Annotated in this window: 21 protein-coding genes and 1 other RNA gene; 10 read left to right on the top strand and 12 right to left on the bottom strand. The window is 46.5% G+C overall.

The window, feature by feature from the left end; all coding sequences use genetic code 11:
• The first annotated feature begins 101 nt into the window (after positions 1-101).
• The 4 genes from ACZ2XM_RS00630 to ACZ2XM_RS00615 all read left to right on the top strand — a co-directional run bounded on the left by ACZ2XM_RS00630 (position 102) and on the right by ACZ2XM_RS00615 (position 3,865).
• The gene (locus ACZ2XM_RS00630) at positions 102-1,571 is read left to right on the top strand and encodes an FAD-binding oxidoreductase (RefSeq protein ID WP_490588086.1); all 1,470 of its coding nucleotides are present in this window, start codon (positions 102-104) and stop codon (positions 1,569-1,571) included.
• Between the two features lie 112 nt (positions 1,572-1,683).
• On the top strand, positions 1,684-2,016 hold the full coding sequence (locus ACZ2XM_RS00625) for a hypothetical protein (RefSeq protein WP_490588087.1): 333 nt from the start codon (positions 1,684-1,686) through the stop codon (positions 2,014-2,016).
• Positions 2,017-2,105: 89 nt separating this feature from the next.
• A complete protein-coding gene (locus ACZ2XM_RS00620; protein ID WP_490588088.1) occupies positions 2,106-3,350 on the top strand; it encodes a glutathionylspermidine synthase family protein in 1,245 nt (414 codons plus the stop codon).
• A gap of 107 nt (positions 3,351-3,457) precedes the next feature.
• Positions 3,458-3,865, top strand: coding sequence for a DUF350 domain-containing protein (locus tag ACZ2XM_RS00615; protein WP_490588089.1), 408 nt, complete (start codon positions 3,458-3,460; stop codon positions 3,863-3,865).
• 153 nt (positions 3,866-4,018) lie between these two features.
• Here the strand turns inward: ACZ2XM_RS00615 and ruvB are convergent, their stop codons facing one another.
• The 5 genes from ruvB to ACZ2XM_RS00590 form a co-directional block, all read right to left on the bottom strand.
• Positions 4,019-4,999, bottom strand: a complete 981-nt coding sequence (ruvB, locus tag ACZ2XM_RS00610; protein ID WP_490588200.1) for a Holliday junction branch migration DNA helicase RuvB — start codon at positions 4,997-4,999, stop codon at positions 4,019-4,021.
• A 247-nt stretch (positions 5,000-5,246) separates the two neighbouring features.
• On the bottom strand, positions 5,247-5,873 hold the full coding sequence (gene ruvA / locus ACZ2XM_RS00605; protein ID WP_490588090.1) for a Holliday junction branch migration protein RuvA: 627 nt from the start codon (positions 5,871-5,873) through the stop codon (positions 5,247-5,249).
• An 83-nt stretch (positions 5,874-5,956) separates the two neighbouring features.
• The gene (fba, locus tag ACZ2XM_RS00600; protein WP_490588091.1) at positions 5,957-6,991 is read right to left on the bottom strand and encodes a class II fructose-bisphosphate aldolase; all 1,035 of its coding nucleotides are present in this window, start codon (positions 6,989-6,991) and stop codon (positions 5,957-5,959) included.
• 535 nt (positions 6,992-7,526) lie between these two features.
• Positions 7,527-7,967, bottom strand: a complete 441-nt coding sequence (locus ACZ2XM_RS00595) for a hypothetical protein (RefSeq protein ID WP_490588092.1) — start codon at positions 7,965-7,967, stop codon at positions 7,527-7,529.
• Between the two features lie 335 nt (positions 7,968-8,302).
• Positions 8,303-9,517 (bottom strand): phosphoglycerate kinase, encoded by a 1,215-nt coding sequence (locus ACZ2XM_RS00590; RefSeq protein WP_490588093.1) that lies wholly within the window; start codon positions 9,515-9,517, stop codon positions 8,303-8,305.
• A 484-nt stretch (positions 9,518-10,001) separates the two neighbouring features.
• Here ACZ2XM_RS00590 and ACZ2XM_RS00585 point away from each other — a divergent pair, with 484 nt between their 5' ends.
• Complete coding sequence (locus ACZ2XM_RS00585) at positions 10,002-10,331, top strand: TraR/DksA C4-type zinc finger protein (RefSeq protein WP_490588094.1); 330 nt, start codon at positions 10,002-10,004, stop codon at positions 10,329-10,331.
• A gap of 256 nt (positions 10,332-10,587) precedes the next feature.
• Here ACZ2XM_RS00585 and ACZ2XM_RS00580 read toward each other — a convergent pair whose 3' ends face one another.
• Both ACZ2XM_RS00580 and ACZ2XM_RS00575 read right to left on the bottom strand, forming a co-directional pair.
• On the bottom strand, positions 10,588-11,265 hold the full coding sequence (locus ACZ2XM_RS00580; protein WP_490588095.1) for a thiamine phosphate synthase: 678 nt from the start codon (positions 11,263-11,265) through the stop codon (positions 10,588-10,590).
• Positions 11,266-11,468: 203 nt separating this feature from the next.
• Positions 11,469-12,539: a serine hydrolase gene (locus tag ACZ2XM_RS00575; protein WP_490588096.1), complete on the bottom strand. Its 1,071-nt coding sequence runs from the start codon at positions 12,537-12,539 to the stop codon at positions 11,469-11,471.
• A 937-nt stretch (positions 12,540-13,476) separates the two neighbouring features.
• Between ACZ2XM_RS00575 and ACZ2XM_RS00570 the strand changes: the two genes are divergently transcribed.
• The 3 genes from ACZ2XM_RS00570 (at position 13,477) to ACZ2XM_RS00560 (ending at position 17,900) form a co-directional block, all read left to right on the top strand.
• A complete protein-coding gene (locus ACZ2XM_RS00570; RefSeq protein ID WP_201497608.1) occupies positions 13,477-14,112 on the top strand; it encodes a response regulator in 636 nt (211 codons plus the stop codon).
• Between the two features lie 90 nt (positions 14,113-14,202).
• Positions 14,203-16,011, top strand: coding sequence for a sensor histidine kinase (locus ACZ2XM_RS00565; RefSeq protein WP_490588097.1), 1,809 nt, complete (start codon positions 14,203-14,205; stop codon positions 16,009-16,011).
• 77 nt (positions 16,012-16,088) lie between these two features.
• Positions 16,089-17,900 carry a sigma 54-interacting transcriptional regulator gene (locus ACZ2XM_RS00560; protein ID WP_490588098.1) on the top strand — a complete coding sequence of 604 codons (1,812 nt, stop codon included), beginning with the start codon at positions 16,089-16,091 and terminating at the stop codon, positions 17,898-17,900.
• A gap of 172 nt (positions 17,901-18,072) precedes the next feature.
• On the opposite strand, the gene ACZ2XM_RS00555 is transcribed toward ACZ2XM_RS00560, so the two are convergent.
• Both ACZ2XM_RS00555 and gpmI read right to left on the bottom strand, forming a co-directional pair.
• Positions 18,073-19,551, bottom strand: a complete 1,479-nt coding sequence (locus ACZ2XM_RS00555) for a S41 family peptidase (RefSeq protein WP_490588099.1) — start codon at positions 19,549-19,551, stop codon at positions 18,073-18,075.
• 387 nt (positions 19,552-19,938) lie between these two features.
• Positions 19,939-21,552: a 2,3-bisphosphoglycerate-independent phosphoglycerate mutase gene (gpmI, locus tag ACZ2XM_RS00550; protein WP_490588100.1), complete on the bottom strand. Its 1,614-nt coding sequence runs from the start codon at positions 21,550-21,552 to the stop codon at positions 19,939-19,941.
• A gap of 457 nt (positions 21,553-22,009) precedes the next feature.
• Between gpmI and ssrS the strand changes: the two genes are divergently transcribed.
• A non-coding RNA gene (gene ssrS, locus ACZ2XM_RS00545) (6S RNA) lies at positions 22,010-22,201 on the top strand.
• Between the two features lie 139 nt (positions 22,202-22,340).
• Here the strand turns inward: ssrS and ACZ2XM_RS00540 are convergent.
• Positions 22,341-22,976 (bottom strand): FxsA family protein, encoded by a 636-nt coding sequence (locus tag ACZ2XM_RS00540; RefSeq protein ID WP_490588101.1) that lies wholly within the window; start codon positions 22,974-22,976, stop codon positions 22,341-22,343.
• A 176-nt stretch (positions 22,977-23,152) separates the two neighbouring features.
• Here ACZ2XM_RS00540 and ruvC point away from each other — a divergent pair, with 176 nt between their 5' ends.
• Complete coding sequence (ruvC, locus tag ACZ2XM_RS00535) at positions 23,153-23,740, top strand: crossover junction endodeoxyribonuclease RuvC (RefSeq protein WP_490588102.1); 588 nt, start codon at positions 23,153-23,155, stop codon at positions 23,738-23,740.
• An 87-nt stretch (positions 23,741-23,827) separates the two neighbouring features.
• Here the strand turns inward: ruvC and ACZ2XM_RS00530 are convergent, their stop codons facing one another.
• Positions 23,828-24,697, bottom strand: coding sequence for an META domain-containing protein (locus tag ACZ2XM_RS00530; RefSeq protein ID WP_490588103.1), 870 nt, complete (start codon positions 24,695-24,697; stop codon positions 23,828-23,830).
• Positions 24,698-24,950: 253 nt separating this feature from the next.
• Complete coding sequence (locus tag ACZ2XM_RS00525; RefSeq protein WP_490588104.1) at positions 24,951-26,000, bottom strand: META domain-containing protein; 1,050 nt, start codon at positions 25,998-26,000, stop codon at positions 24,951-24,953.
• Between the last annotated feature and the right edge of the window lie 110 nt (positions 26,001-26,110).

The following is a 26,110-nucleotide window of genomic DNA, read 5'->3' as shown; positions in this document are numbered from 1 at the left end:
CCACAGCTATTTATTTAGCGATTTGGTGAATTACTGGCCATTACATTTATAACTCGCCAGCGCTACCCCAATTCTATACGCCCAACTTCTAGGAGCTACCTATGTTGTCATCTACCACTGATGCTACAGACACTCCACAGCCCTCTTTGTTAAGCCAATCTTCTTTAAGACATGCCTCTTTAAGCAAGCCTGATTACGCAGAGGCGATAGCAGCCTTGCAAGCTAAATTCGGTGAGCAGCTGAGTATCAATGCTACAGTGCGCGAACAACACGGCCATACCATGACTTGGTTGACCAATCAGCCGCCTGATGCCGTCCTAACCGTGCGTGATAAGCAAGACGTGGCGACTGCAGTAGCGATTTGCAATCAATTTAAAATGCCGGTCATTGCTTTTGGTATTGGCTCCTCCCTAGAAGGTCAGCTTAACGCCCCTTATGGGGGCCTCTGTATCGATATGCATGCGATGGACGCTATCCTTCGCGTCGATAATGAAGATCTGACCGTGACGGTGCAGCCCGGCGTCACCCGTGAGCAGCTGAATCACTATCTACGGGATACCGGGTTGTTTTTTCCGATTGATCCGGGTGCCAATGCTAGTATTGGTGGCATGGTCGCCACTCGTGCTTCCGGGACTAATGCCGTCCGCTATGGCACGATGAAGGATGTGGTGCTGGCCTTAGAAGTGGTCACGGCGACTGGAGAAATTGTTCGAACAGGTACTCGCGCCAAAAAGTCCGCTGCAGGCTACGATTTAACCCGGCTAATGATTGGCTCTGAAGGCACGTTAGGCATCGTCACTGAAGTTACGCTGAAGCTGTTTGGTATTAGCGAGTGTATCGGTAGCGGGCTCTGCCATTTTCCTACTGTTGAGGCGGCCTGCCAAGCGACTATGCTGACCATTCAGATGTGTTTGCCCATTGCGCGAATCGAGCTGTTGGATGCGTTACAGGTCAAAGCCTGTAATCAATATGCCAATCTAAACTTGCAAGAGACGCCTACCCTATTTATCGAATTCCATGGGACTGACGCTAGCGTGGCAGAACAAGCAGATACCTTTGCCGATATCATCGCTGAGTTTGGCGGTACCGATTTCAATTGGCATACCGATGAGACTGAGCGCAAGCGTCTTTGGCAGGCTCGCCACAATGCTTATCATGCTAGCGCAGCACTACGACCGAATGCCAAACCGCTCTCTACCGATGCTTGTGTGCCGATTTCACGCTTGGCAGAATGTGTGAGCGAAACGGCCAAAGATATCGCAGCGTCGGGTATGGTTGGGCCTATCGTGGGTCACGTCGGCGACGGTAACTTCCATGTGTTACTGTTGGTCGATACGGACAACCCTAGCGAGATCGCTAAGGCAGAAGAGATTATCGGTCGCCTGGCCATGCGAGCCATAGCGATGGAGGGCACTTGTACCGGCGAGCATGGCATCGGTCAAGGCAAGCGAAAATATATGGTGCAAGAGCACGGTAATGCCCTGCCCATAATGCAGGCTATCAAGTCGGCGCTAGACCCTAATAATATTTTGAATCCCGGGAAAATCTGGCCAGAGCCATTGGCAGGCTAGCAGCGCTTAATGGCGGGTATTCTGCTATAGTTAATCCCCTTTAAAATTGGCTCATTGGGTATCGAATATATTTTAATTCACACCGCCTATGAAAAAATAATGTAGACCTTTTATGAAAAATGCTTTGATTACTCTGGGATCGACTGCCCTATCGAGCCGTACCCTAAAACGCTCTAGCCAAGTCTCATTAGTGCTACTCGGTACGCTGGCCGCGTCAGGCTGTAGCGAAACCGATACCTATCAATATGCGGACAAGCAGGACTGCGTCAAAGACTGGGGCGAGACTGAGTGTGAGCAAAAAGGTGAGCAAAAAGGTGAGCAACGCCGTGGCGGTGGCTTTTTCTTTTATGCGGCAGCTGCCCGTTATGGGTCTAACCAAGCTCGTCATGCGCAAACGGTTAAGCGTGGCGGCTTTGGCAGTCGCTTTAGTAGCGGTCGTAGCTAGTTGCTTTATCGTCGTAGCTAGTCGCTTTATCGTCGTAGCTAGACCTTTAATTACTGGTAACGCCCTTATACCCTATGAAACGACAAGCGATGACCCCCCGACCCCATTGGCAAGCTAAGCTTGAGCGCTTGGGCTTTGATTATCACAGTATGGATGGCGACTACTGGCAAGAGCGAGCTTGCTATCGGTTCACAGAGAGGCAAATCGACCGCTTAGAAGACGCTACCAATGAGCTGCACGAGCTGTGCATCGCAGCGGTCAGCTTTATTATCAAACACGACCGTTTTGCCCAACTGGGTATTGACCCCAGTGTCGCTGCTCTTATCGAACAAAGTTGGCGGCAGCGCGAGCCAGGACTGTATGGCCGCTTCGATTTGGTCTACCATCCTGTGCATACGCCAGTACCTAAGCTGTTGGAATATAATGCGGACACCCCGACCTCACTGTTCGAGGCTAGCGTGGCACAGTGGTATTGGTTGCAGGATAATTTCCCGCATGCCGACCAATTTAACAGCATTCATGAGCGGCTGATTGGCCAGTGGCGCCTGATTGCTGAGCAGTATCAGCGCCAACACTCAGAGTCACATCAACACTCAGAACCACGTCAACACCAAGTAAAACCTGCTGTAACTTTTGCTACGATTACCGACAGCATTGAAGACGTGGTAACCTGCCGCTATTTGCAAGATACGGCAATTCAAGCGGGGCTTACCTCACAGTTTATAGATCTACGAAATATCGGTGTGATGCCGATACCTAGTCAACATGGGGTTATAGGACAGTTTGTCGATTTGGAAGAAGACCCTATCGACCTCTTATTTAAGCTATATCCTTGGGAGTGGCTACTAGAAGAGTCCTTTGCAGCGCATATTGCCGAAAGTAAAACCCATTGGTTAGAGCCTATTTGGAAGCTGCTGCTGAGCAATAAAGGCATTTTGCCAATCTTATGGGAGATGACCCCTAATCATCCTAACTTACTGCCCAGCTACTTTGCCAGTCAGCGTGAGCAATTGGCCCACTATCCTTTAAAGCATGGCATCATTGAAAAGCCCTTATTCTCACGAGAAGGCGCTAATATTAGTGCCTTAAATCACGACTTCACGGCGACAGTCTTGGCCACGCCAGGTGAGTATGGTAGTGCTAATAAAGCTCAGCTGGTTTATCAGGCGATGGAGCCATTACCTACTTTTATTAATGCGCAGAAAAAACCAGTGTATCCTGTGATTGGCAGTTGGGTCGTTGGCCATGGCGCTGCTGGTATTGGCATTCGTGAAGATGACAGCCTTATCACTAAGGATAGCAGTCATTTTGTCCCGCATTACTTTGAGGCTTAAGATTGTGACTGCTTAAGCTTTACCTAGCTATCTGATACATGAACAGCAGCATAAGATTCTAATTTAATTACTTTTAACTCTATAACCGCTTGCAAGGCGCCTGCATTATGATATTTTCTGACTTATTAGCTACCCTGCCGAACTTCTTAGCTTATGGCGCCTCCGCTATCGTGCTAATGAGCGCATTCGTTTATATTTATACCGCAATTACCCCGCATAGAGAATTTGCACTGATTAAGGCCGGTAATGTAGCCGCCAGTATCAGCTTAAGTGGGGCCTTGCTGGGTTTTGTGTTGGCATTAGCTTCCGTCATTGAGCACAGCGTTAGCCTAATCGATATGGTGATTTGGGGCATCGTTGCCCTTATCGTGCAGCTATTGGCCTATTTCTTGGTACGCCTAGCTCTACCGGCGCTCTCGCAAGGCATTGAAGACAATAATATTAGTAAAGCTATCTTGCTGGCCAGCACTGCGATTAGCTTTGGTCTGATTAATGCGGCTTGTATGGTTTATTAGACTATAAATCTTCTAAAGAACAATTTTGCGTACACTAAAAAGCCTCACTATCTATAAATAGTGAGGCTTTCTGTTATTAAAAGTATCTCTATTATTAACGGGATATCTGTTACTAAAGGGATATCTATTAAAGTGGCATTATTCGCTGGTAAACTAACGCAGTTGGTCAATCGCCATTTGCGTTAATACCCGACCACGGGCCGTACGTAACACATACCCTTGCTGAATTAAGTACGGTTCGATGACGTCTTCTAGCGTGCCCCGATCCTCTGCCATAGCGGCTGCGATGGCTTCTACACCTGCAGGCCCGCCATCAAAGCGGTCATTGACCATCTCGATATAGCGTCTGTCTAAATGATCAAGACCGCGTCTGTCCACAGCTAACATATCTAGCGCTCGGGCGGCGATATCGCCCGTCACATTGCCATCGCCTTTTACTTCGGCGTAATCGCGTACCCGTCTGAGCAAACGGTTGGCAATACGCGGCGTACCGCGGGAACGGCGAGCGACCTCTACCGCGCCTTCCCCTGTCATCAGCACATTCATCAGTCTGGCTGAGCGGCTGACAATAGTGGTCAAATCTTCGACACTATAGAACTCAAGACGCTGCACAATCCCAAAGCGATCACGCAGTGGCGACGTCAATAGACCCGCACGAGTGGTCGCGGCAACCAAAGTAAATCGAGGTAAATCGAGCTTAATAGAGCGTGCGGCAGGACCTTCACCAATCATAATATCTAATTGGAAGTCTTCCATCGCAGGATATAAAATCTCTTCAATGACCGGACTCAAGCGGTGAATTTCATCGATGAATAAGACGTCGCCTTCTTCCAAGTTGGTCAGCATGGCTGCCAAATCGCCGGCACGCTCCATTACGGGGCCTGAAGTCGAGCGTAGGTTACCGCCCATTTCGCGTGCGATAATATTCGCTAGTGTGGTCTTACCCAGTCCTGGTGGCCCGAAAATCAAAGTATGATCCAACGACTCACCCCGATTGCGGGCGGCTCCGATGAAGACTTCCATCTGCTCACGCACGACAGGCTGACCAATATAATCAACCAAGCGGCCGGGACGAATACCAGTATCGGGCGCATCATCTTGGCGCTCTAGCGGATTAATCAAACGGTTTTCCATCATGAAATACGGACTTCCTAATATAGAACAGTGGTAATAAATTTAAATGGGCTTGGCTTAACCCTTACGCTTATAAGTAAATATAAGGATACGTTATCATACGCCATTTTACCCGTCTCGTTTCTTATGCGCATAAAAAAGACGACAATGGATGTCGTCTTAGTTTAAGGAGTAATAAAGAGTATAAGCTAGGTATAAGGTTAAAAATCAGCATAGGGTAAATAGCCACAAACTGACTGCACTACCCTTATTTAAAAGTAGAAAGCTGCTGTAGCGTCGCTTTGAGTAATGACTGCGTGTTTTTAAAGCCGTCATCATTGTTTGAGCGCGCAGCTTTAATCGCCATCTGCGCTTCTCTATCTTTATAGCCCAGACCTAGCAAGGCAGACTCTACCTCAGCGATGATACTGCCCTCACTCGGCATAGCAGAACCAGCAGCATTAAGTAGAGGCAAATCATCCGTGCCTTCCACATCTTTCAGCTTATCTTTGAGCTCAATAATTAGACGCTGCGCCGTCTTTTTACCAATACCCGGAATACGTGTTAAAGCCGCATCGTCTTCGTGCGCTACATGCGTTTTAAGTTCGCTAGCCGACATAGAAGACAGCATCGCCAACGCCATTTTAGCGCCTACCCCATTAATTTTAATCAAGGTACGAAACACATCACGGTCACGCGGTTGGGTAAACCCGTATAGCAATTGCGCATCTTCCCGCACATGCAAATGGGTCCAGACGAGCGCCTCAGTATTCAACTGTAACTGACAAAAGGCGGGCAACGGCAGTTCGATATCGTAACCCACCCCGGACGCGGTCATCACACACGCGACGGGTGCGGCCAGATGGGTGACTTGCCCTTTAATCATACCAATCATAGTAATCCTTTTGTCTGCTACAGAAGGTGTTAGGGCTAAGCTTTTGGCCTAGCGCCAACACGGTGATAAGGCTTAATACTGACTTAGTAAAAATAGACCATTTTCTCTAAGCTCACCGGCTGAATCTTCGCTGCTTGGCCCGCAGTACCAAAGGCTTCATAACGATCGATACAGATCTCAGCCATGGCATCCATCGATGCTTTAAAATATTTACGCGGGTCAAACTCGCTTGGGTTTTCAGCCAAATAACGACGGATAGCGCCAGTAGAGGCTAGACGTAAATCGGTATCGATGTTGACTTTACGCACGCCGTATTTGATGGCTTCAACGATTTGCTCAACTGGCACACCGTAAGTCTCACCGATGTTACCACCATGCTCATTGATAATTTTTAGCCACTCTTGGGGCACGCTAGATGAGCCATGCATGACTAGGTGAGTGTTCGGAATACGGGCGTGAATTTCTTTAACGCGCTCAATTGATAAGATATCGCCAGTAGGAGGACGAGTAAATTTATAAGCACCATGGCTCGTACCAATGGCAATCGCTAAGGCATCAACACCCGTATCATTAACGAACTGCTCAGCTTCATCCGCACTGGTCAATAGTTGTGAATGATCGAGCACGCCTTCAGCGCCAACGCCATCTTCTTCACCAGCCATACCAGTCTCTAGACTGCCTAGGCAACCGATTTCACCTTCTACTGACACACCACAAGCATGGGCTAGCTTAACCACTTCACGGGTTACGCGAGCGTTATACTCGTAATCTGCTGGGGTCTTACCATCTTCTTTTAACGAGCCATCCATCATCACTGATGAAAAACCTGATTGAATTGAACGCTGACAGATCGCTGGTGAGGTGCCATGATCCTGATGCAATACCACCGGAATATGAGGCCATTCTTCGATAGCGGCTAACACGTTATTACGCAGGAACGAAGAGCCAGCATACTTACGCGCGCCAGCACTGGCTTGGACGATGACTGGCGAATTGGTCTTATCCGCAGCCTGCATAATGGCCCGCATTTGCTCTAAATTATTCACGTTAAACGCTGGCACACCATAGCTGTTTTCTGCAGCATGGTCTAGGAGCTGACGAAGCGAAATTAAAGCCATAAATTACTCACTTATTAAACAATTAACATTTGAAGATGATTGGAGACGAGCCGACGGAGACAGGGAGATTTAACCAAAAAGCAGCCGCTAATCATGACCACGTACTTTAGTCATAAAGTACTGACTTAGGCGCACCACCATAGATTGATTAAGACTTAATATAGACTAACGCTTAACAATATAGCGATTTGCCACCATTAACCAGAACTACAAGTCTGCTCTAGCGTATGGGGTTGGCATACCCTGCTCGAACGGCACAAGTATAGCAAATATGGCTTTGTTTGCGCACGCAAAAGCCGTTTAATCCTAGGGTATACTGACAAAAAAAGGCCCTGGTAAATACCAAGGCCTTTTTTTCAGCTGTTATAAAGGGTTATATCACTAGAGTGATGGCCTGTTAACAGCTCACATTAGGGGTCAATAGTTGTCTGTACTGAAAAGCTATCTTTGCTCAAGCCCGTATTATCTAAAAAATATAATGAGCTAATACGGGACTAAAAATAAAGCTATGGGCTAATTAGCCATTAGCTAAAGATTAGTACTTTTGGTCTTCAGCAACGGCTTCTTCTACAGCTGGAGCCGCTTCTAAATCAGTCTTGCCTTTGCTAGCAGCATCAGCAGCCACATTTTGTGCGCCATCAGCGACAGCATTCGCGCCATCAGCAACGGCAGCAGCAGTGCCTTCAACAGCAGCATTGGTGCCATCAGCAATAGCTTCGCCAGCATTTACAGCAGCACCGGCCGTAACAGCAGCAGCAGTTTTAGCGCCATCAGCAGCTTGTGCCGCAGCATCTTGAGCCGCTACATCAGCATCAGCAGCCACGTCTTGGGTGTTGGCAGCGATATCATCACCAGCAGACTCAGCAGCCGCTTCGACGTTACCCGCATCCGCTTGCTCTTCAGTCTGTTGGCTACAAGCAGTAACTGCAAAAGTACCAGCAAGTAGGCTAGCTAGCAATAAATGACGTTTTAACATAATGAACCTCTTTAAATAAATACATGTCAAATACATGGTGGCGCTATTCTATAGCTGGATAATTGTATAGGCAATAGCGGTTGAGCGTATTTTAACGATTTTTAATATAAGCGGTGTATATTTCAGACAGAAAGTAACATTACCTCTGCAAAGTATGTTAACTACCTACTCAGCAAGGTGTCTCTGCCTTAATCTATAGGCCTATACTGCTAATAAATTCAATGAATTACCAAAATATTTTCTGGCAATTAAATGCTACCACCTAGCTAAAATAGCAACTTATCCTAACTATTGCTAGAAAGTAGGCTAAAGGCTCACACTTATTAACACATCATTTACTTTTGTAGTGCGGCTACTGCTGGTAACTCTTTACCTTCTACAAACTCCAAGAAGGCGCCACCACCCGTCGACATATAGCTCACCCCGTCCGCTACGTCAAACTTATAGATTGCCGCTAACGTGTCGCCACCGCCTGCAATGCTAAAGCCTGCACTATCACGGACAGCGGCAGAGATAATCTCAGTACCACCAGCAAAGTTATCTGATTCAAAGACGCCCACGGGGCCATTCCATAGAATAGTCTTAGCATTCTTGATATGTTCCGCCAGTACCTGCGCACTTTGCGGGGCAATATCTAAAATCATTTCATCGTCTTGGACACTGTCTACCGCTTTAATAGTAGCGGTTGCTTGATTGAGCGATTCAACAAAGTCATCAAAATTAATGTCGTTTTTATTGGCCACTACCACAAATTCTGGCAATAATATCTGTGTTCTTTCCATAATTTGTTTGGCCGCTTCTAGTAAGTCAGCCTCATATAGCGACGCCCCTACTGGGTGCCCTTGTGTCGCCAAGAAAGTATTGGCAATCCCGCCACCCACAATGATTTGGTCGCATAATTCGGCCAAGCTATGTAAGACTTCTAATTTCGTCGAAACTTTTGAGCCCCCTACGATAGCTAGCATCGGTTTAGCAGGGGTCTCTAACGCTAGGCTTAACGCATCCAATTCTGCCGCCAATAAAGGGCCGGCACAGACCGTTTTACCCGCTTGTTTCATAGCCGTCGTTACGCCTTCTGTAGAAGCCTGCGCACGATGCGCAGTACCGAAAGCATCCATAACAAAAATATCTGCTAGGGCCGCATAACGCGTGGCTAAGCTGGCGTCGTTGGCTTTTTCGCCATTATTAAAGCGTACGTTTTCAAGGAGAGCGACTTGCCCTGCTGCTACAGTAATAAGGGCAGCGGTATCCGCATAATCTTTGATAAGTTGTACCGGCTCGCTAAGCTGTGCGGCTAGATGCTTACTCAAATAGTCAGCAACGGGCGCTAGACTATAAACCTCTTCATAGTGACCTTCTGTGGGACGGCCTAAATGTGAGCTCACTAAGACGGCAGCGCCTTTTTCTAAAGCTAACTTAATAGTAGGTAAGCTGGCCTGCAAACGGGCATCGCTACTGACTTGGCCATTTTTGATAGGCACATTTAAGTCTTCACGGATTAATACCGTCTTGCCCGTTAAATCAAGTTCACTCATTCGTAAAAAGTTCATCGCTGCGCCTTATCAATCATCAAAAAAGGGGTGGTTAACGCTATTAGGGTCGATATCGGAGTGTATTAGCCCGCTACGGGGAGCATTAGCAATGAGTACTACGCTCAAAACCCCGTCAGCAATTGGGCTGAGAATACCTATTTATTTTACTAAAATCAAAGCTATATCTCTACCATTTAGCTTGAGCATCAGCGCTACGCAAACGCTCTATTTTCAGGCTATAGGCGGGTGGATTACTAATCGCTAAACTGATGGCTTCGATAGCGCAGCGAAGTTTAGCATATCTTGCTCAATATCTCTAAAACCCATCAGCCATTTAAACGTTAGCTTTTAGCGACTAACAAGCGCTCTGGGCACCTACAATAAAGCCTTACGGCATTACATTTTACAGTGGTAAGCGGCTGCCATCTTGCTTATGATAACCTCATCATACCTATGACCCATATTAAACATCATTAATTCAACATCATTAAGAGGTATAACCATGAGTATCGATACTGCTAAAGCTAAAGAGCGCCTAATTAAACTGAAAGAAGAATATGAAGTTCGCATTGATCAAATTGAAGACCATATCCAGCATCCCCAAGACGACTTGAATGAGCATTGGGATGATCAAGCTATCTCTATGCGTCAAAATGATATGCGTAAGAGCTTACTAGTAGAGGCCAAGCAAGGCCTACATTATGTCCAGCACGCTTTAAGCCAGATTGAAAATGGCAGTTATGGCGAGTGTGAAGTATGCGGTGAAGAAATAGAAGAAAAACGTATGGAGGCGCTGCCTTACGCTACTTTATGTATGGAGCACGCTGAATAATTAATGAGCCAATATTTAATGAACCAATAATTAATAAATCAGTGGCTTCATTTTTAACCCTCTAAGAGTATCTTTTGAAAAACAGTCGGTCAGTCTAGTGCTCTCAAGGCATTAGCTGACTGTTTTTTGATTTAGGCCTTAATAAAGCTGCTATTTTATATTAACCACAGCTTTATATTAACCATAGTACTGCTATTTGCGCTACCTTCTCCGATATCTTCCTGACACCGTCTCCGCTGCCCTCCCGATATTCTCTCTAGTCATACCAATGATTGAGCACTTGCTGCCACTGCTCACAGCGAGCCGCTATCTCCGTTACAGGATGATGCAAGACATCCCCTACTACGGCTATGTAGCGCAATGGCAAACCGCACAGCTCCCTGATATTTTCTGCGCTAATGCCACCAATGACACATAAATCAATATTCTGTGCTGCCCCCTCTACCAAGGCTTGGCGGTTGACTGGTTGCGCCTCCGGTTTGGTAGTAGAGGCAAAGACCGCACCCATGGCCGCATAGCTGGCTCCTTCCTGCCGTGCGGCTTGTACCAAGTCCACCGCATCGTGGCAGGTACGCCCTATAATGGCCTGCTCGCCAAGCGCCTGTCTGGCCATAGCTATGCCACCATCTCCTTGCCCTAAATGCACCCCTATGCCCAATCTTTGTGCCAAGGCAATATCGTCATTCATAATCATAGGCACGTGATAACGGCGGGTTAATTCCAGCAACTGCTGAGCCTCAGCATAAACTTGGTCACGGCCCTCAGGCTGCGCTAGCACCTGCTTACGGCGTATCTGTAATAGCCCTATCACCCCTGTAGCTAAAGCTATCTCTAACTTTTGATAGAGCAGCGTAAACTCATCATCGTTGGTTAATAGGTAAAGTTGCGGGAGGGTATTGGCTGTAGATTTCGCGGAAAATAGAGGGGAGCTCATAAGCAGTCAACCAAAAGTCTTGTGAATAAAACCTACCAAAAACATTGAAATTATAACAGCCTTAATAACGGTAAGGGCTTAAAAAACCATAGAACAACAACGCTTAGGATAAAAGTAGCGGTAGCAAAAAGTTCACGCATAAAAAAAGCCGTTATTTTGCAATAACAGCTTCTTTAAACTACGCCTGTTGCGAGGAAATGAGGCTACACCGTACGGCGGGTCGCTAAACCGGCCAAAATAGTTTTGGCATCATCCCAACGGGTGGCTGAGCTGTTGGCACCCAAAATAATAATAATAGCAGGGCGATTATTCACACGAGTTTCCATAACCACACAACGGCCCGCTTCATTAATAAAGCCGGTTTTAGAGATACCAATTGGATAGTCGCCTGAACGGACTAAGCTGCTAGTATTGTTGGCTTTATAAACGCGGTTACCGGCTGAATAGTTGGAGACAAAGAAGTCGTAGCTCTTAGTGGTTGAGAAACGACGAATCACATCATAGTTCCCCGCAGCCTTGACCATTTTTACCAAATCGTTAGGCGAAGCCACATTGCGCTTATCTAGACCTGTAGGGTCACCAAAGAAGGCAGTGGTCATCCCTAACGAGCGAGCTTTTTGGTTCATCGCGCTCATAAAGGCATCGTAGCCGCCTGGGTAATGACGCGCTAAGCTCTTAGCCGCTGGGTTTTCAGACTTCATTAACATCATGAGCAGCAGCTCAGCGCGGTTCATACGATCGCCCGACTTTAAGTTTGAGCTAGCGCGTTTAGGACCCACGAAATCAATGGGTTCAATCACGATTTCTTCGCGCATATCTTGACCACTGTCTAGCAGTACCATAGCGGTCATGAGCTTACTAATAGAGGCAATAGGGCGCGCGATGTCAGCACTTTTTTCGTAGATAGGCTTACCCGATTCGACATCCAGTACGACCACGCCGCGGGAGCCCGTACTTACGGCCAATTGGTCATAGACGCTGCCGGCATTATAAGTAGGGTTGCTATAGCCGCCATTGTAAGACGTATTGTAGCTTGGTGTACCCGAGTTGGTGATGGTGCTGCTGCCATAGCCATTATCAATGGTCTTAACACCGCTACCAGATTTGGTAGACATAATAGTACGGGCTTCTGAGAGACTGTCGGCGCCGCCCCAACCTATCTTAGCATTAGAATTAGAGCTACCGCCCTCACTGATAGTCAGACCCGCTTGTGCCATACTACCCAGGCTCAAAGAAATCAGTGCTGCCATGAGCTGTTTTTTAGTCATTACCATGTTATTCGCCTCTCCCCGCGTAACGCCTGCCGAGCTACAGCCTGCCAGTTACGGTGTAAAATTTCTGTGTGCAGTCGCTAGTAACGACGCACCATGAATGCTCCATTAGCAACCCACTAAAAAATGGCTTGCCAACTACCCTCTATACGCTCAGTTTAAAGAGCGCTGACCTCATGTTTCGCTATGCTGTGGGCCAGTGTCTGCGCGCTGGCGCAATGACTGCCTGCATCTATGGCTAGCGAGCCTGCATTTATTCCACTACTGCAGCTCATTAGCTTCATTAAGCTGAAGTCAATAAAAGCCACTGAAAATAAATAACTTAGACTACTGGGCCAAACAAACACTGACTCAAATCAATATAGGGGCAGTCGTTTACCTCCACATAAATATAGAAGTAAACTTTTAAATAGGCTAAAACTCACTAAATGATTAGCTTACCTATTGTACAGACTGTGTCTTAAAGCTTATCCGCTACGTTACGCGTGTTAATGCCAAATCATTAATAAGCTATAAGCCTTAGCAAGGACCTGTTAGCAATAGCTACTAAAATTAGTGCATAAGTTAACAGAATGTCATTGCTATCAGTAATAAAGCACAAATAATACGGTTATAGACACGCTATGTGTTTGTTTTATAACCCAGTAAAAATTAACAAGGGTAAAACAAATTGGGTAGATACAGCTAGATAGTGAGTTTTTGTATTTTTAGTGTATCATGGATTTCCTAGTAATTTAATGCTCTAGATTTACTGAATAGTATGTTTTGTCCTGTAAACAAGATTTGCTACAGTTAACTCATAATGACGTAAGGTTCGTTAACATTATAGTAATATTAGCGCTAACCATTTATCTTTGCTAGCTGATTATAAAAATTCAATCAGTGCGTATACCAAGATAAATAATCACACCACGAGCAGTCAGCAACATTGAGAGGGTTTATGATTCGGGTCCTAGTAGTCGATGATCACGATTTAGTCAGAATGGGCATTAGCCGGATGTTAAGTGACAGCCCCGATATTGAAGTTATTGGTGAAGCAGATAGTGGCGATATGGCCCTAAAATTAGCCAAGCAGCTCACCCCTGATGTCGTATTGTTAGACGTTAATATGCCAAATATTGGCGGCTTAGAGGCCACCAAACGGCTAGTACAGTTGGATAAAGGCATTAAAATCCTTGCGGTCAGCAGTATGTCTGCTCAGCCCTACCCTTCCATGCTGCTCAAAGCAGGGGCCAATGGCTATATTACTAAGGGTACTCCGCTCGAAGAGATGATCCGCGCCATCAAAAAAGTCTATCAAGGTGGGCGTTATTTCAGCAGCGAAGTCGCCGAACAGTTGGCTGAAACGCTCTTGTCGGACAATGCGGGCTCGCCTTTTGATTTGCTCAGCGATCGCGAAAAGCAAGTGGCAATGATGGTGGTTAATTGCCAGAGTCCGCAGCAGATTGCGGATCAACTATTCGTTAGCGTAAAGACTATCAATACTTACCGCTATCGTATCTATGAAAAGGTGGGCGTGGACAGCGATGTGAAACTGACGCATTTAGCGATTCGTCATGGTCTCATTCAACCTTAAGGCTGGGCTCTTAAAATGCTAGATAGCAATAGAGTAGTAAAACAGTAGAACACCAGACCAGCAATAGCCATCAGTAGAGGGACACTCGTCATGCTAGCGGCCTTGAAACAACGCGTCCTAAGTTATCTGCCGCCCTCTACCAGCTCTGCCACCTTAGCAGAACCACAAATTCGTAAACTGGGTCTCATTTATAGTGTCTACCGCATTATAGTCAGTGGCTTTTTGATGGCGAACAGTTATGCCGCGGTCAAAAATTCTGATTTGCATATTCTCCCTACCCTGTTACAACAGCTATCACTGATTTTATATCTACTGCTCAGCTTCACTTTACTAGGCTTACTCTATTTTGCGTCGAGCCAACCGCAGCGCCAACTGACCTTTGGCTTGGCGATTGATGTGATTATTTTCAGCCTTCTTCTCTATTCGAGTGGCGCCCCTGATCTACAAATCACTATGCTATATATGGTCGTCGTGGCGGCCAGCTTTATGTTATTAAGGGCGGGGCAAGCCTTAATTGTTACCCTCCTCGCCATTATTTTTGTCATTTATCAGCAGTTCTTTTTTGCTATCGCCAACAGCATGAGTTTGTCCAACCTAGGCGATGCCCTGCTGATGTCCATGAGCTTTTTAGCGGTAGGTTTTCTCAGCTGGTCTATCTCTCAGCGGCTCGTACAAGTGGAAAAGACCGCAGCGTTACAAGCACAAGAAGTCGCCAAACTCAATAGAATCAATCAAGAGGTCGTTAGCAAAATCGTCAGCGGCGTCATGGTCATAGAAAATAAACAAGTCGTTTTAGCCAATCAAGCGGCTTGCCAGCTACTGCATATCGATGGCTATAGCAGTGATGACGAGCGCAGTTTAGAGCATTTGCAGCAGCAATTAATTACCTTACACCCTATCTTAAGAAATTGGTTTTTATCGCTACACGATGAGCTTAGCGGCACTGCTAAAGACCCTAACACCCCTATTAACAACTCTATTAACGCCCCTACCCTGCAACGGCCTTACCCCCTCACTTTTATTTATGAGCTACCACCATTAGCCAGTACTGGGGTGGTGAATAAATTGCGTATCGAGCTGACGCCGCTCAAAAATAACAGTCAACTGCTAATCATTGAAGACTTACGCCGCGAGCAAGCGGGAGCACAGCAGCTTAAGCTGGCCTCGCTAGGACAATTGACCGCCAGTATCGCGCATGAGATTCGTAACCCTTTGGCCGCTATCTCACAAGCCAGCCAATTGCTCATGGAGGATTTGGCAGAGCAGGAACATCAGGCTCAAGACTCAGCTGCACTTAGTGATGCGCACTCAGCGCAGTGGGACGGCAACCGCGAGTTATATCAGATGATTTTTAATCAAACTAAACGGGTTAACCATATTATTGAAGATGTGCTAAAGCTGTCTCGGCAACAACGGCCTAAGTTTCAGCAGCTCGATATCGCCGAATGGTTAGCGACGTTCCTAGCAGATCATTTTGTCGCGCAAGAGGTCCGCTTGCAGGCCAATACGGCCGTTAGCATCTATTTTGACCCCCAGCATCTTGAGCAAATCCTCATTAACCTGATTAATAATGGGCTGCGTTATAGCCGGCAAGCACAGCCACAGGCGCTGGTCGAAGTGGTAGTCTACTCGCTAGTCAACGATGTTATAATCGACGTGCTTGATGACGGAAAAGGTGTGCAAGCTGCTGACTTACCTAGATTATTCGATCCTTTTTTCACTACCGATACCCAAGGGACGGGGTTAGGGCTTTATCTTTCACAGGCCTTTACAGAAGCCAATCATGCCCGCCTACTGTGCGTGCCTGAACATGAAAAGACCTGCTTTCGCTTGATTATTCCACAGCGACAGTTTGTTGCGACTGACCTAAATAGTACTACGCTGCCTAACCCCACTTAACCCATCCGCTGTACGGAAAAGACTTGATTAATTGATATGATTTATTTTTATAAAGACACTGTAGGGCAGGAGGGGTTATGAGTGCTATCGCGCTGGTCGTCGATGATGAGGTAGATCTGTGCCGCTTAATGCAAATCACGCTCACCAGAATGGGCATCAAGAGTCATGTGGCTTATGATTTGGCGACGGCCAATCAGTATTTAGACGACCATGTCTATGATTTTTGTCTGACCGATTTACGCTTACCCGATGGCTCTGGGCTTGAGCTGGTCAAGCGGATTAGTACTAGCGCTGCCAATACTCCTGTGGCGGTCATTACAGCTCATGGCAATATGGACTTGGCCATCCAAGCCCTAAAGCTGGGCGCCTTTGATTTCGTGAATAAACCCTTAGAGTTGCCACGGTTAAGGCAGCTGGTCGAAAATGCACTCAAGGTCGCAGAACAGGCCAATATGCCTGCGGATGCTGAACAAAAATCTCCCGAGCAGCAGCTTTTAGATAAGCGCCTCATCGGTAGCTCTCCGGCCATCCAACAGCTCAAAGCCACTATTGTTAAACTGGCCCGCTCGCAAGCACCGGTCTTTTTATGGGGAGCTTCGGGTACGGGCAAAGAAGTGGCTGCGCGTCTTATCCATGATTTAAGCCCACGTCGTGACGGCAGTTTTGTGCCGGTGAACTGTGGCGCCATCCCTTCTGAGCTGATGGAATCCGAGTTTTTCGGCCATAAAAAAGGCAGCTTTACAGGGGCGTCAGCAGATAAAATTGGTCTTTTTCAACAGGCCAATGGCGGCACTTTATTCTTAGATGAAGTGGCCGACCTGCCATTAGCGATGCAAGTCAAACTGTTGCGGGCTATCCAAGAAAAAACCATCCGACCTATCGGTGATACCAAAGAAATATCGGTTGATGTCCGTATTTTATCGGCCACCCATAAAGACTTAAACCGCTTAGTACAAGCTGGAGAATTCCGCCAAGATTTATTTTATCGTATCAACGTGATTGAGCTTAAGCTGCCGACTTTAAATGCGCGGGATACTGATATACCAATACTGGCCCAGCACTTCTTACGCTTGATTGCCGAAGACTGGCAATTAGAGAGCGCTCCAGAACTGACCGCTGCCGCCTGCGAACACTTAAAGACCCACGACTTTGCTGGTAACGTGCGTGAGCTGCGCAATTTGTTAGAGCGCGCTGTGACTTTGACCGAGTCTCCCGTTATCGATGTCGAGCATCTGGGTATTGAAGCGACTATGCCAACGACGAGCTTAGACCCTCAGTCGCAGGTCTTGGGGTCTGAGACAAGCGCTAACCCTATAGACATATCGGCAGCTGCTGATAACCAAGCGCCTACTTCGCCACCGTCAGCAGTAGCTACTACAGAGCGGCCCTATCACAGCTCAGAGCAGCCGATATTACCAAGCCATACGGTAGAGCAGCCTATTGCCAAGCCTAGCTATGCAAATAGCGTGATTCATGCGGCTATCAAACAGCCGGCGATGACCATTAGTGCTACTAACAACGTTAATACCAGTATTAATAACAGCGCCAATAGCAGTGTTGATAAGAAGGCAAACGCACTGCCCACTCAGGATGTATACGATGAGTCCAAGGCCTTTGCCGATAAGGTTGCTGCCGATACCTTGCAAGTGAACACGGCGGTGCAACTGCCTAAAGAAGGGTTGGAAGCCTATCTACAGGAGCAAGAAAAGAAGCTAATACTCACGGCGCTGCAGCAAACCAATGGCAATAAGACTAAAGCCGCTGAATTGCTCTGCACTACGTTTCGCTCATTGCGCTATCGTATGAAAAAGCTTGAGTTGGAAGAAAGTATGCCTGAGGAAGATTCGGCGACTGCAGAGACAGAGGCTAATAACATAGACAGTCATTAAACTTTAAAAAAGTGACCATTCTAAAAATTAACCGCGCTACCTTAGCAAAAATCATTTAAAGCATCAGTAGCAGCCTGCTAAAAATAAAGCCAGTACCTTAGGATTAACTAGGGTACTGGCTTTTTTAGGTTAATAGCTCAAAAAGGTAAGCGCAATGATTGTGGAAAGCTTTTTATTTGCCCGACTTTAGAACAAACTTCATGCCTGCAGGACGCGGCTGCGCGAGTATTACAGCTAACGCTTTCTGCTCCCATGCGCCATCATTGTCCTCGAGCCGAACGTCTGGTGTAACCCCAATATCATCAATTTGGCGACCATCTGCTGTGAGGTAGTGCGCTACGGTTAGCTTAATAGCCTGCTCATCATTCACCGGAATCACTGACTGTACCGACCCCTTACCATAGCTAATCTCACCTACGATTTTTGCGCGTTTTTGTGTCTGCAAACTGCTGGCCAATACTTCAGCCGCAGAAGCCGAATAGCGGTTTTGCAAAATGACTACCGGTAGATTAGCCAGTAACGCATTAGGTGAAGTCCTTAAGCTACGCTCTACGCCTTTACGGCCCTCAATCTGCACCACATCGGTATTGGCCATAAACAGACCAGCAATGTCTACCGCTGACTCTAAGACACCACCCGGATTGTCTCTAAGATCAATGATAAGACCTGAGATAGGCGCATCTAATTTTGCTAATTCTAACAGGAGTCTTTGGCGACTATTATTTTGAAATACGGGCAGCTTAATTATCGCAACACCTTGCTCCAAGCGACTCATGATTTCTTGATTGCGCATCTGGTTTCTTTGCACGGTAATCGTCCGTTTACGGCGCCCTGCTCTAGACACCACCATCTCGACTTGCGTCCCAGCAATCCCCGTGAGCATCTGCTCGATATCATTGGCAGTCTTTTTATCCGTGAGCTTTACCTCATTGATTTGATGAAGATAGTCGCCTACTTTGATACGCTCTTTGGCAGCAGGCGAGTTGGCAGTGACCTCAGTAACTACCCAATGGCCGTTAGTGGGCTCATACTCAGCATAGAGACCGACCTCCCCCACATCACCTTGGGTAAAGGCGCGCAAGCTTTCATACGCTTCTGCATCCAAAAATTCAGCATGGCTGTCGAGCTTGGTCAACATACCACTCATAGCATCGTTTAATAGCACCTCATCACTCACCGGCTCGACATACTCACGGCGGACTAAGTCCACCACCTCTACAAAGGTTTTTAGCGTGGTCGGTGAGATAGCATTCAATGGCACCACAGGTATAGGGCCACTAAATTGCGGCGGTAAGCCAATATTGCTAGCAGAGTCTTCATCGCCACTCGAGGCTAGAGCCTCATCAAAAGGCGCACTACTTGCCCCATCATCCTCTACGATATCGTCATCGCTGATGTCGTCATAGCTGCTATCATCAGAGCCCATATCAATACTGTCATCAGCCCCATCAAACTCAGGTATCTCATCTGCTGCCTGTATCTCTTCTGCTACTTGAGAATAAGCCTTGGACTCGTTAATAATCGCACCCTTAGGCGTGGCAGCCAGCACAACTTGCGACGTTGCTCCTATTAAAATAATGGCTAAAGTCAGACGGCTAATAATGGGCGCTAACGTCTTAGGAGCTGAACGCTGCAACAAAGATACATGCATAAGAGGACTCACTAAATTCAAGGTCGATTTATAGTTATTAAATGGGACAATAGTCAGATTTACTGGGTAGAAATTCTATTAATTATAAAGCTAAATAGCTAGCCCGATACCAAGCTAAACTTCAAGTTAGCTAGCCCCAAGTTTAAGGCAATAAGCCCTCAGGTTAAAATGGATTTATGTAGTAGTCACTTACCTATTTGCGCATAGCAGATATCGAGGCGAGTCGCCGCTACTATTAGGCTAAATAAGTGCTTAAAGATAGCATCAGCTTGCATAAAAAAACCGCTTTTACCGATTAGCTTAGCACTAACCTTGGTAAAAACGGCTTTTAACTGTAGGCTTAGAAGGAAAGCCAACTCTAAGGTTAGCTATCCATTGAGCGAGCGCTTAAGCGGGCGCTAACAGATTAAACCCAGACATCTCTTTAGGGGCAGTGACTTCCATCAATGCTAGGATAGTGGGTGCTACGTCACATAGACGACCCCCATTACGTACCCGCACCTTCTTCTCACCCACATAAATTAGCGGCACATGCTCAGTAGTATGCTGTGTATGCACCTGACCACTTTCGTAATCTTGCATCTGCTCACAGTTGCCATGGTCGGCAGTGATAAGCATATGACCATGCATCTTGCGCACACTCTCAACGATACGGCCGACACACTCGTCTAGGACCTCCACCGCTTTTACTGCCGCATCAAAGACGCCGGTATGACCCACCATATCCCCATTAGCATAGTTGACGACCAGCACATCATACTTGCCTGACTCAATAGCCTCGACCAGTTTATCCGTCACCTCAAAGGCGCTCATTTCTGGCTTTAAGTCATAAGTGGCGACATCCGGTGAAGGAATTAAGATGCGATCCTCACCCTCATAAGTCTCTTCACGACCGCCACTGAAAAAGAAAGTCACGTGAGCATACTTTTCGGTCTCAGCGATGCGCAGTTGGGTTTTGCCTTTGCTCTCTAAAAACTCCCCCAAAGTATTGGTTAGGGCCGTAGGATAATAGGCAATCGACGTCTTAGCGTTGTTTTCTAATTCGTCAGAATACTTCGTTAACATAACAAAAGCGGACAGCATCGGGCGTTTATTACGCGCAAACCCTGAAAACTCATGGTCGGGCAACACAAACGCTTGCGCCAACTCACGCGCCCGATCCGCTCTAAAGTTCATAAAGATAACGGCATCATTATCATTGATAGTGCAAGGGGTTTCACCGTGTTCGATGACGGTCGTAGGACTCACAAATTCATCAGTCTCACGAGCTTTATAAGCGGCTTGAATAGCGCCGTCGGCACGGGTAGCCATACGCTCAGACTTGCCTTCGGTCATCAGCTCATAGGCTTTTTGCACGCGGTCCCAACGATTATCACGGTCCATCGCAAAGTAGCGACCTATAATACTGGCAATTTGTACGTTGCCTTCGTAATGAGCATTTAAATTATTCAGGTATTCGCGCAGACGATTGATATATTTATCAGCCGACTTAGGCGGGGTATCACGACCGTCTAGGAAACAATGGACATAGACCGATTTCGCGCCATGGACTAACGCGGCATGACACATGGCTTCGATATGATCTTGGTGCGAATGCACACCGCCGTCAGACAAAAGCCCCATAATATGGACCGCACCGCCCATCTCTTGAGCGGCATGCAGCGCATCGACTATCGCTTTATTTTTATAAAACTCACGACTCTCTAATTCGCTAGAGATTCTCGTGGAGTCTTGATAGAGGATACGACCCGCGCCAAGATTCATATGGCCGACTTCAGAGTTGCCAAATTGACCCCCTGGTAGGCCGACATCTTCGCCTGAGGCTGAAATCAGTCCGTGAGGATAGTCTTGGTAAACCTTATCTAAATTGGGCGTTGTGGCAGCAGCGATAGCATTGTCTTTATCATCTTCTCGGTAACCAAAACCATCTAAAATCATTAATACATGAGGGGTTTTGCTAGATGCTTGCTTATTATTTTGACTGTCTTGACTACTGGACATTGAGTACCGCTCCTACTGTGATTCAGATGGATTCTATGGCTCGTCCCATAAAAAGAAAGGCCATAGCGCTAAAAACATGAAACAGAGATAAAAAATGTAACAACAAAAATATTAGGGTGAATCAAGCCCTCTATCTTACCACAGAATGTAAAATTGCCGAAAAAACGCTAAAAACTCTATATTATTCAAGGAGCTTGACACAGCATTGGTGTTGATAAAAACCAAATAATAAGCTTATGTTATAACAGTATTTTTTATACTTCATGAGTGATAAGCATGACGCGTTAAATGCCAGCTCGTCCCTTAATACCTCTGACGTTATCGGCATATTCATCCGCTAAGTAAGAGGGTTGTTTGATAAATATGCTCTATTATTTTGCTAATGAACTGAATGTGTTGACAGACCAATCTCTCTAGCCCGCCTCTTGCATTCTATAAAATCATTGGGTATGATTATTGGACTCTGGAGTGTTTGCCAGTGGATGTTATTCCCTGAGCCGATAATGTAATACCCGGATGCGCTACCTATCGTCTTATTGTGTATGCCTGCACTGCTTGCAGTGTTTCAGGAAACCTTAAGAGACGATGACGTATCCCCCTTGAACGTGACGGTTCATGGGTCCCCATCCTACAGCGGCACTCCGGTTCTAAATTTTTAGTATGGTTTTTATAGTCTTAATATTCTATTAATCACTGTACTATGCTAGCGCTACAAAAAAAGCCCTCTCAATATGAAAGGGCTTTTTTTATGGCGTTGTCTGGTCCTAAAACAAGTCTACTAGCAAGTCTTATTCATCATTAGCAGAATGAGTGATTTTCTTCACATCTTTAGGCACAGTTTTTGCGGTGCCATCTACCGTAGTAGTTTGCTTGAACACATTGCCAAAAGGATTGGCAGACTTATTTGGTGAGTTGCCACCCATACCACCAAAAGGGTTTTGACCGCCAAAAGGATTACCGCCTGGACCACCCATGCCCCCCATACCACCAGCACCGCCGAATGGATTTTGGCCACCCATTTGCTTGGCCATCATTTCCATCATTTTTTGCTGGTTGTTCATGACGTAGTTATTGGCCAGGTCTTTCAGCTTTCTTTGTACCGGCGGCAAGATAACTAATAGCGCTAGCACATCGCTAATCAAGCCAGGGATCAATAACAACAATCCGGCGACGGCCATGGCCACACTTTTAATCATCGTATTTTCAGGAGGACGCATGCCAGGGTTCATCATGCCCCCTGCTTTCATCTGCTGCGCCATAGGATTCAGCGTCGCTAGGCCTTTGCGAATTAAGGTAATACCAATGACCGCTGCGATGATAAACCAAAAGAATACTAGCCAGCCGCTCATAAATTGGGCGAGCAAGTACCACAGCAACATCTCAATGATAAACCATACGATGGCGATGCCAACAATCTGACCCATAATGCGTCGTCCTACAATAAATAATTAAAAAGAGAGTGAGAATAAAAGCAGCCTTACTAGCTACGGGGCGGCTTATATTTGCTTCGTTAATAAGGTATATGGGGATGGCCTGCTATACTATCAAATTCAATTTACTTTTTTAAGCAAATCTCTACCAAAAATAGGCACTGGGCACTATGGCAATTATTATCGGTATCGACCCTGGCTCCCGTATGACGGGGTACGGCATCATTCGACAGACGGGCGACAAACTCACCTATCTGGATGCGGGTACCATCCGTACGGAGACCAAAGAGATGCCTGAACGTCTTAAACGCATCTTTCAGGGGGTCACTCGCATTACCGAGCACTACCTAAAACACTTTGACGAGCCTATCCACGCTGCCGTAGAGCAAGTCTTTATGGCAGAAAATCCAGACTCAGCGCTGAAGTTGGGTCAAGCCCGCGGTGCCGCTATCGCTGGTCTGGTAGCGTTAGATTTAGAAGTGGCTGAATATACCGCCAGACAGATAAAACAGGCGGTCTGTGGCTATGGCGCCGCCGATAAGGACCAAGTACAAGAGATGGTCTGTCGTTTGTTGAAACTCGAGATCACCCCGCAACAAGATGCGGCTGATGGCTTAGCCTGCGCAATTTGCCACGCTCACTCGAGCCATTCGATGAATAAGCTGTTACTGAACTCTGCCTTGCTCGGTCGTGGGGCAGCTTCCAAGAAAAAAGGCCGCTGGCGCCTGACAGAAGAAGATGTCGCCAAAATGCGCTAGTATAAAAAAAGTGCGATTCTTTAAACCAAAAAGCAGAACCCTAACGGCTCTGCTTTTTTTAGGTTAGGGCTTTGAAATAAATACCGTTTATTTAACCATTTGGCTTTCTACTACCATATCTAACACATAAGCAAACTGCTTGCCTTTGACATCGCTTGGGTCAACCGTATAACGTTTAAGACGCAGCACTTGGTCTTGGTTGGCATTATGAGTGAAACCTTCGATCTCGCCGGCGAATAAGGTCCATTTGCCTTCGTCAGTTTTGACCCCTTGCTCATTATAAGTAATAGGTTTTACTTTTAAGCATTCTTTGGTCGTGCCATCAGGGCAAGGCTCGGCTTTATGATCTACCGCCCAAAAGATAGTCTCACCTTTTTGCTTATACTTGGCTTCAGCATTCATCTTACCCTGCCATACTAGCGTAGCCTTTTTAGCACTGCTGCTATCGATTAACGTTAATACTGGCGCGGCACCGTCTTTGTAGCTCAGCTGACTATCGCCCTGCATCACGCTACTTAGTAGCTTTTCAGCCGCATCTAGGTCCTGGCAAAACATTTGCGTGCTCATGACGTTACCCACCGTCATCACATTACTGGCCAACTCATAGCTGCCACCCATACGGTTACAGCCCACGCCAAAACCTACGGTATTCGTGCCATTCTGCTGAGCGAAGTTGAGAGTCACTTGGTCTTTTACAGCGGTCAATGGCGCTAGCGGTTGATTGTTGCCATCCACAGCGCTAATGAGGGTCCAATCGTAGCTCGCAAGCGTCTTACTATCGATGACAGCTTTCGTATCTGCACTATTGGCATCGGTCATACCTTTATCCTTTACAATAGTTTCCGTAGCCCCAGCGCTAATAGGCGTGGTATTTTGGCAGCCTACGATAGAGAGCAGGCCTGCCATGATGGCAGAAGATAACAATAATTTTTTATTGGCGAAGGGCTGAATAGACATAAGGTTCCTTGTAGGATAATAAAGGGTAGGATAATAGAGGTATTAACAAAATAATCGGTATATTAAACAGTGGTTTAGATATTAGTATAGAGCATTAAATTTTTGCTAATATCCAATAAAGCTACTATAACCAACCTAGAATATGATAATGTAACAAAATGTTTATTCCGTATACGATATTGTTCGTTGAAGAATAGTGACTGTAAGAATATAGAATTAAGTCATTTATTGTTCATGTAATTTACTATACCTGCTATTCATTAAGTGCCATTCCTACTGTCTTTGCTTGACCTTGCCACAGCAAGACACTACCCCGCTCATTGGTTTGCACTAAGATTGGAGACTCTGAACCCTCTAGCGCATAGAACCTACTAGGGCTGGCCAACTCTCTACCGAGCTGGCCTTCTGCTTGCTCAATCTCGTCATTACAGCCTATGAGTGTGCTAATAGTTAGTCTACTGGGTTTGGTCATCTTGCCATCGAGCAATGTATAACCCGCTGAATGCCAATTGCAACCCATCTTATAACCAAACCCTACCTCCTGCTTAGCATTAGAGTTAGATTCGTTAAACTCAAGCTGAGCTTTTATATTGGCTAACTTAGGAATGGCCTTAAAGGCAGGTATAGGCAGATGGCGATTATCAATAGCGAAATCCAACGTCCAATCATATCGAGAGAGCCAGTTGGTAGTTGCTGGTATTAGCTGTACAGTTAATCCTTTAGCCTGTTTGTCCACGCGCGCTTGCCACAGCAGCACACTGCCCTCCTCCGTAATTTGCAGCATAATAGGCGTGTTACTCTTGGTTTCAGCAGCGGTCAGTAATTGCAATTGACTGCGCCCCTCCATAAGCTCACTCAATAGCTGCTCAGCCGCTAATAAATTAGGACACATCTGCGCATCGCCCATCTCATCGGTTACCGTCAGAATACTGCTGTGCGCCCCCAACTCTTGCAGGCGAAAGTTACCCCCACGAGCATTACACCCCACGGTATAGCCCATACCTGGTGAACCATCTGCTGGTAAGGTTAGCTGCACGTTATCTTTGATTTCATTGAACAGCGCTATAGGCTGACGCTTGGCATCAAAAGCGCTAATTAACTGCCACTCTGCGACAGGCAATAAGGGTACGCCCGTATTATTTCCCAAAGAGGAATTCTGTTCGACTGCAATTACCGGCGTTATTACAGCGTTACCTTTAACCTCAGTAACCGTCCTAACACTTGCCACCTCCTCTACCATGACGGGCGCTTGCACCTGTAACGGTTGGCAGCCCAGCAAAAAAACAGGCACTACGATTAACATAGCGCCCACCCTTATTCTTACATTTCTTCTCTTACTCATACTACGCATCTCATCAAGCCACGCTTCTCTTAAGTGTCATAACGGTCTTAAAGGTCATAATCGCCACAGGA

Source organism: Psychrobacter sp. CoH-33_TS_01, from assembly GCF_058189395.1.
This window is presented reverse-complemented; position numbering and strand designations above follow the sequence as displayed.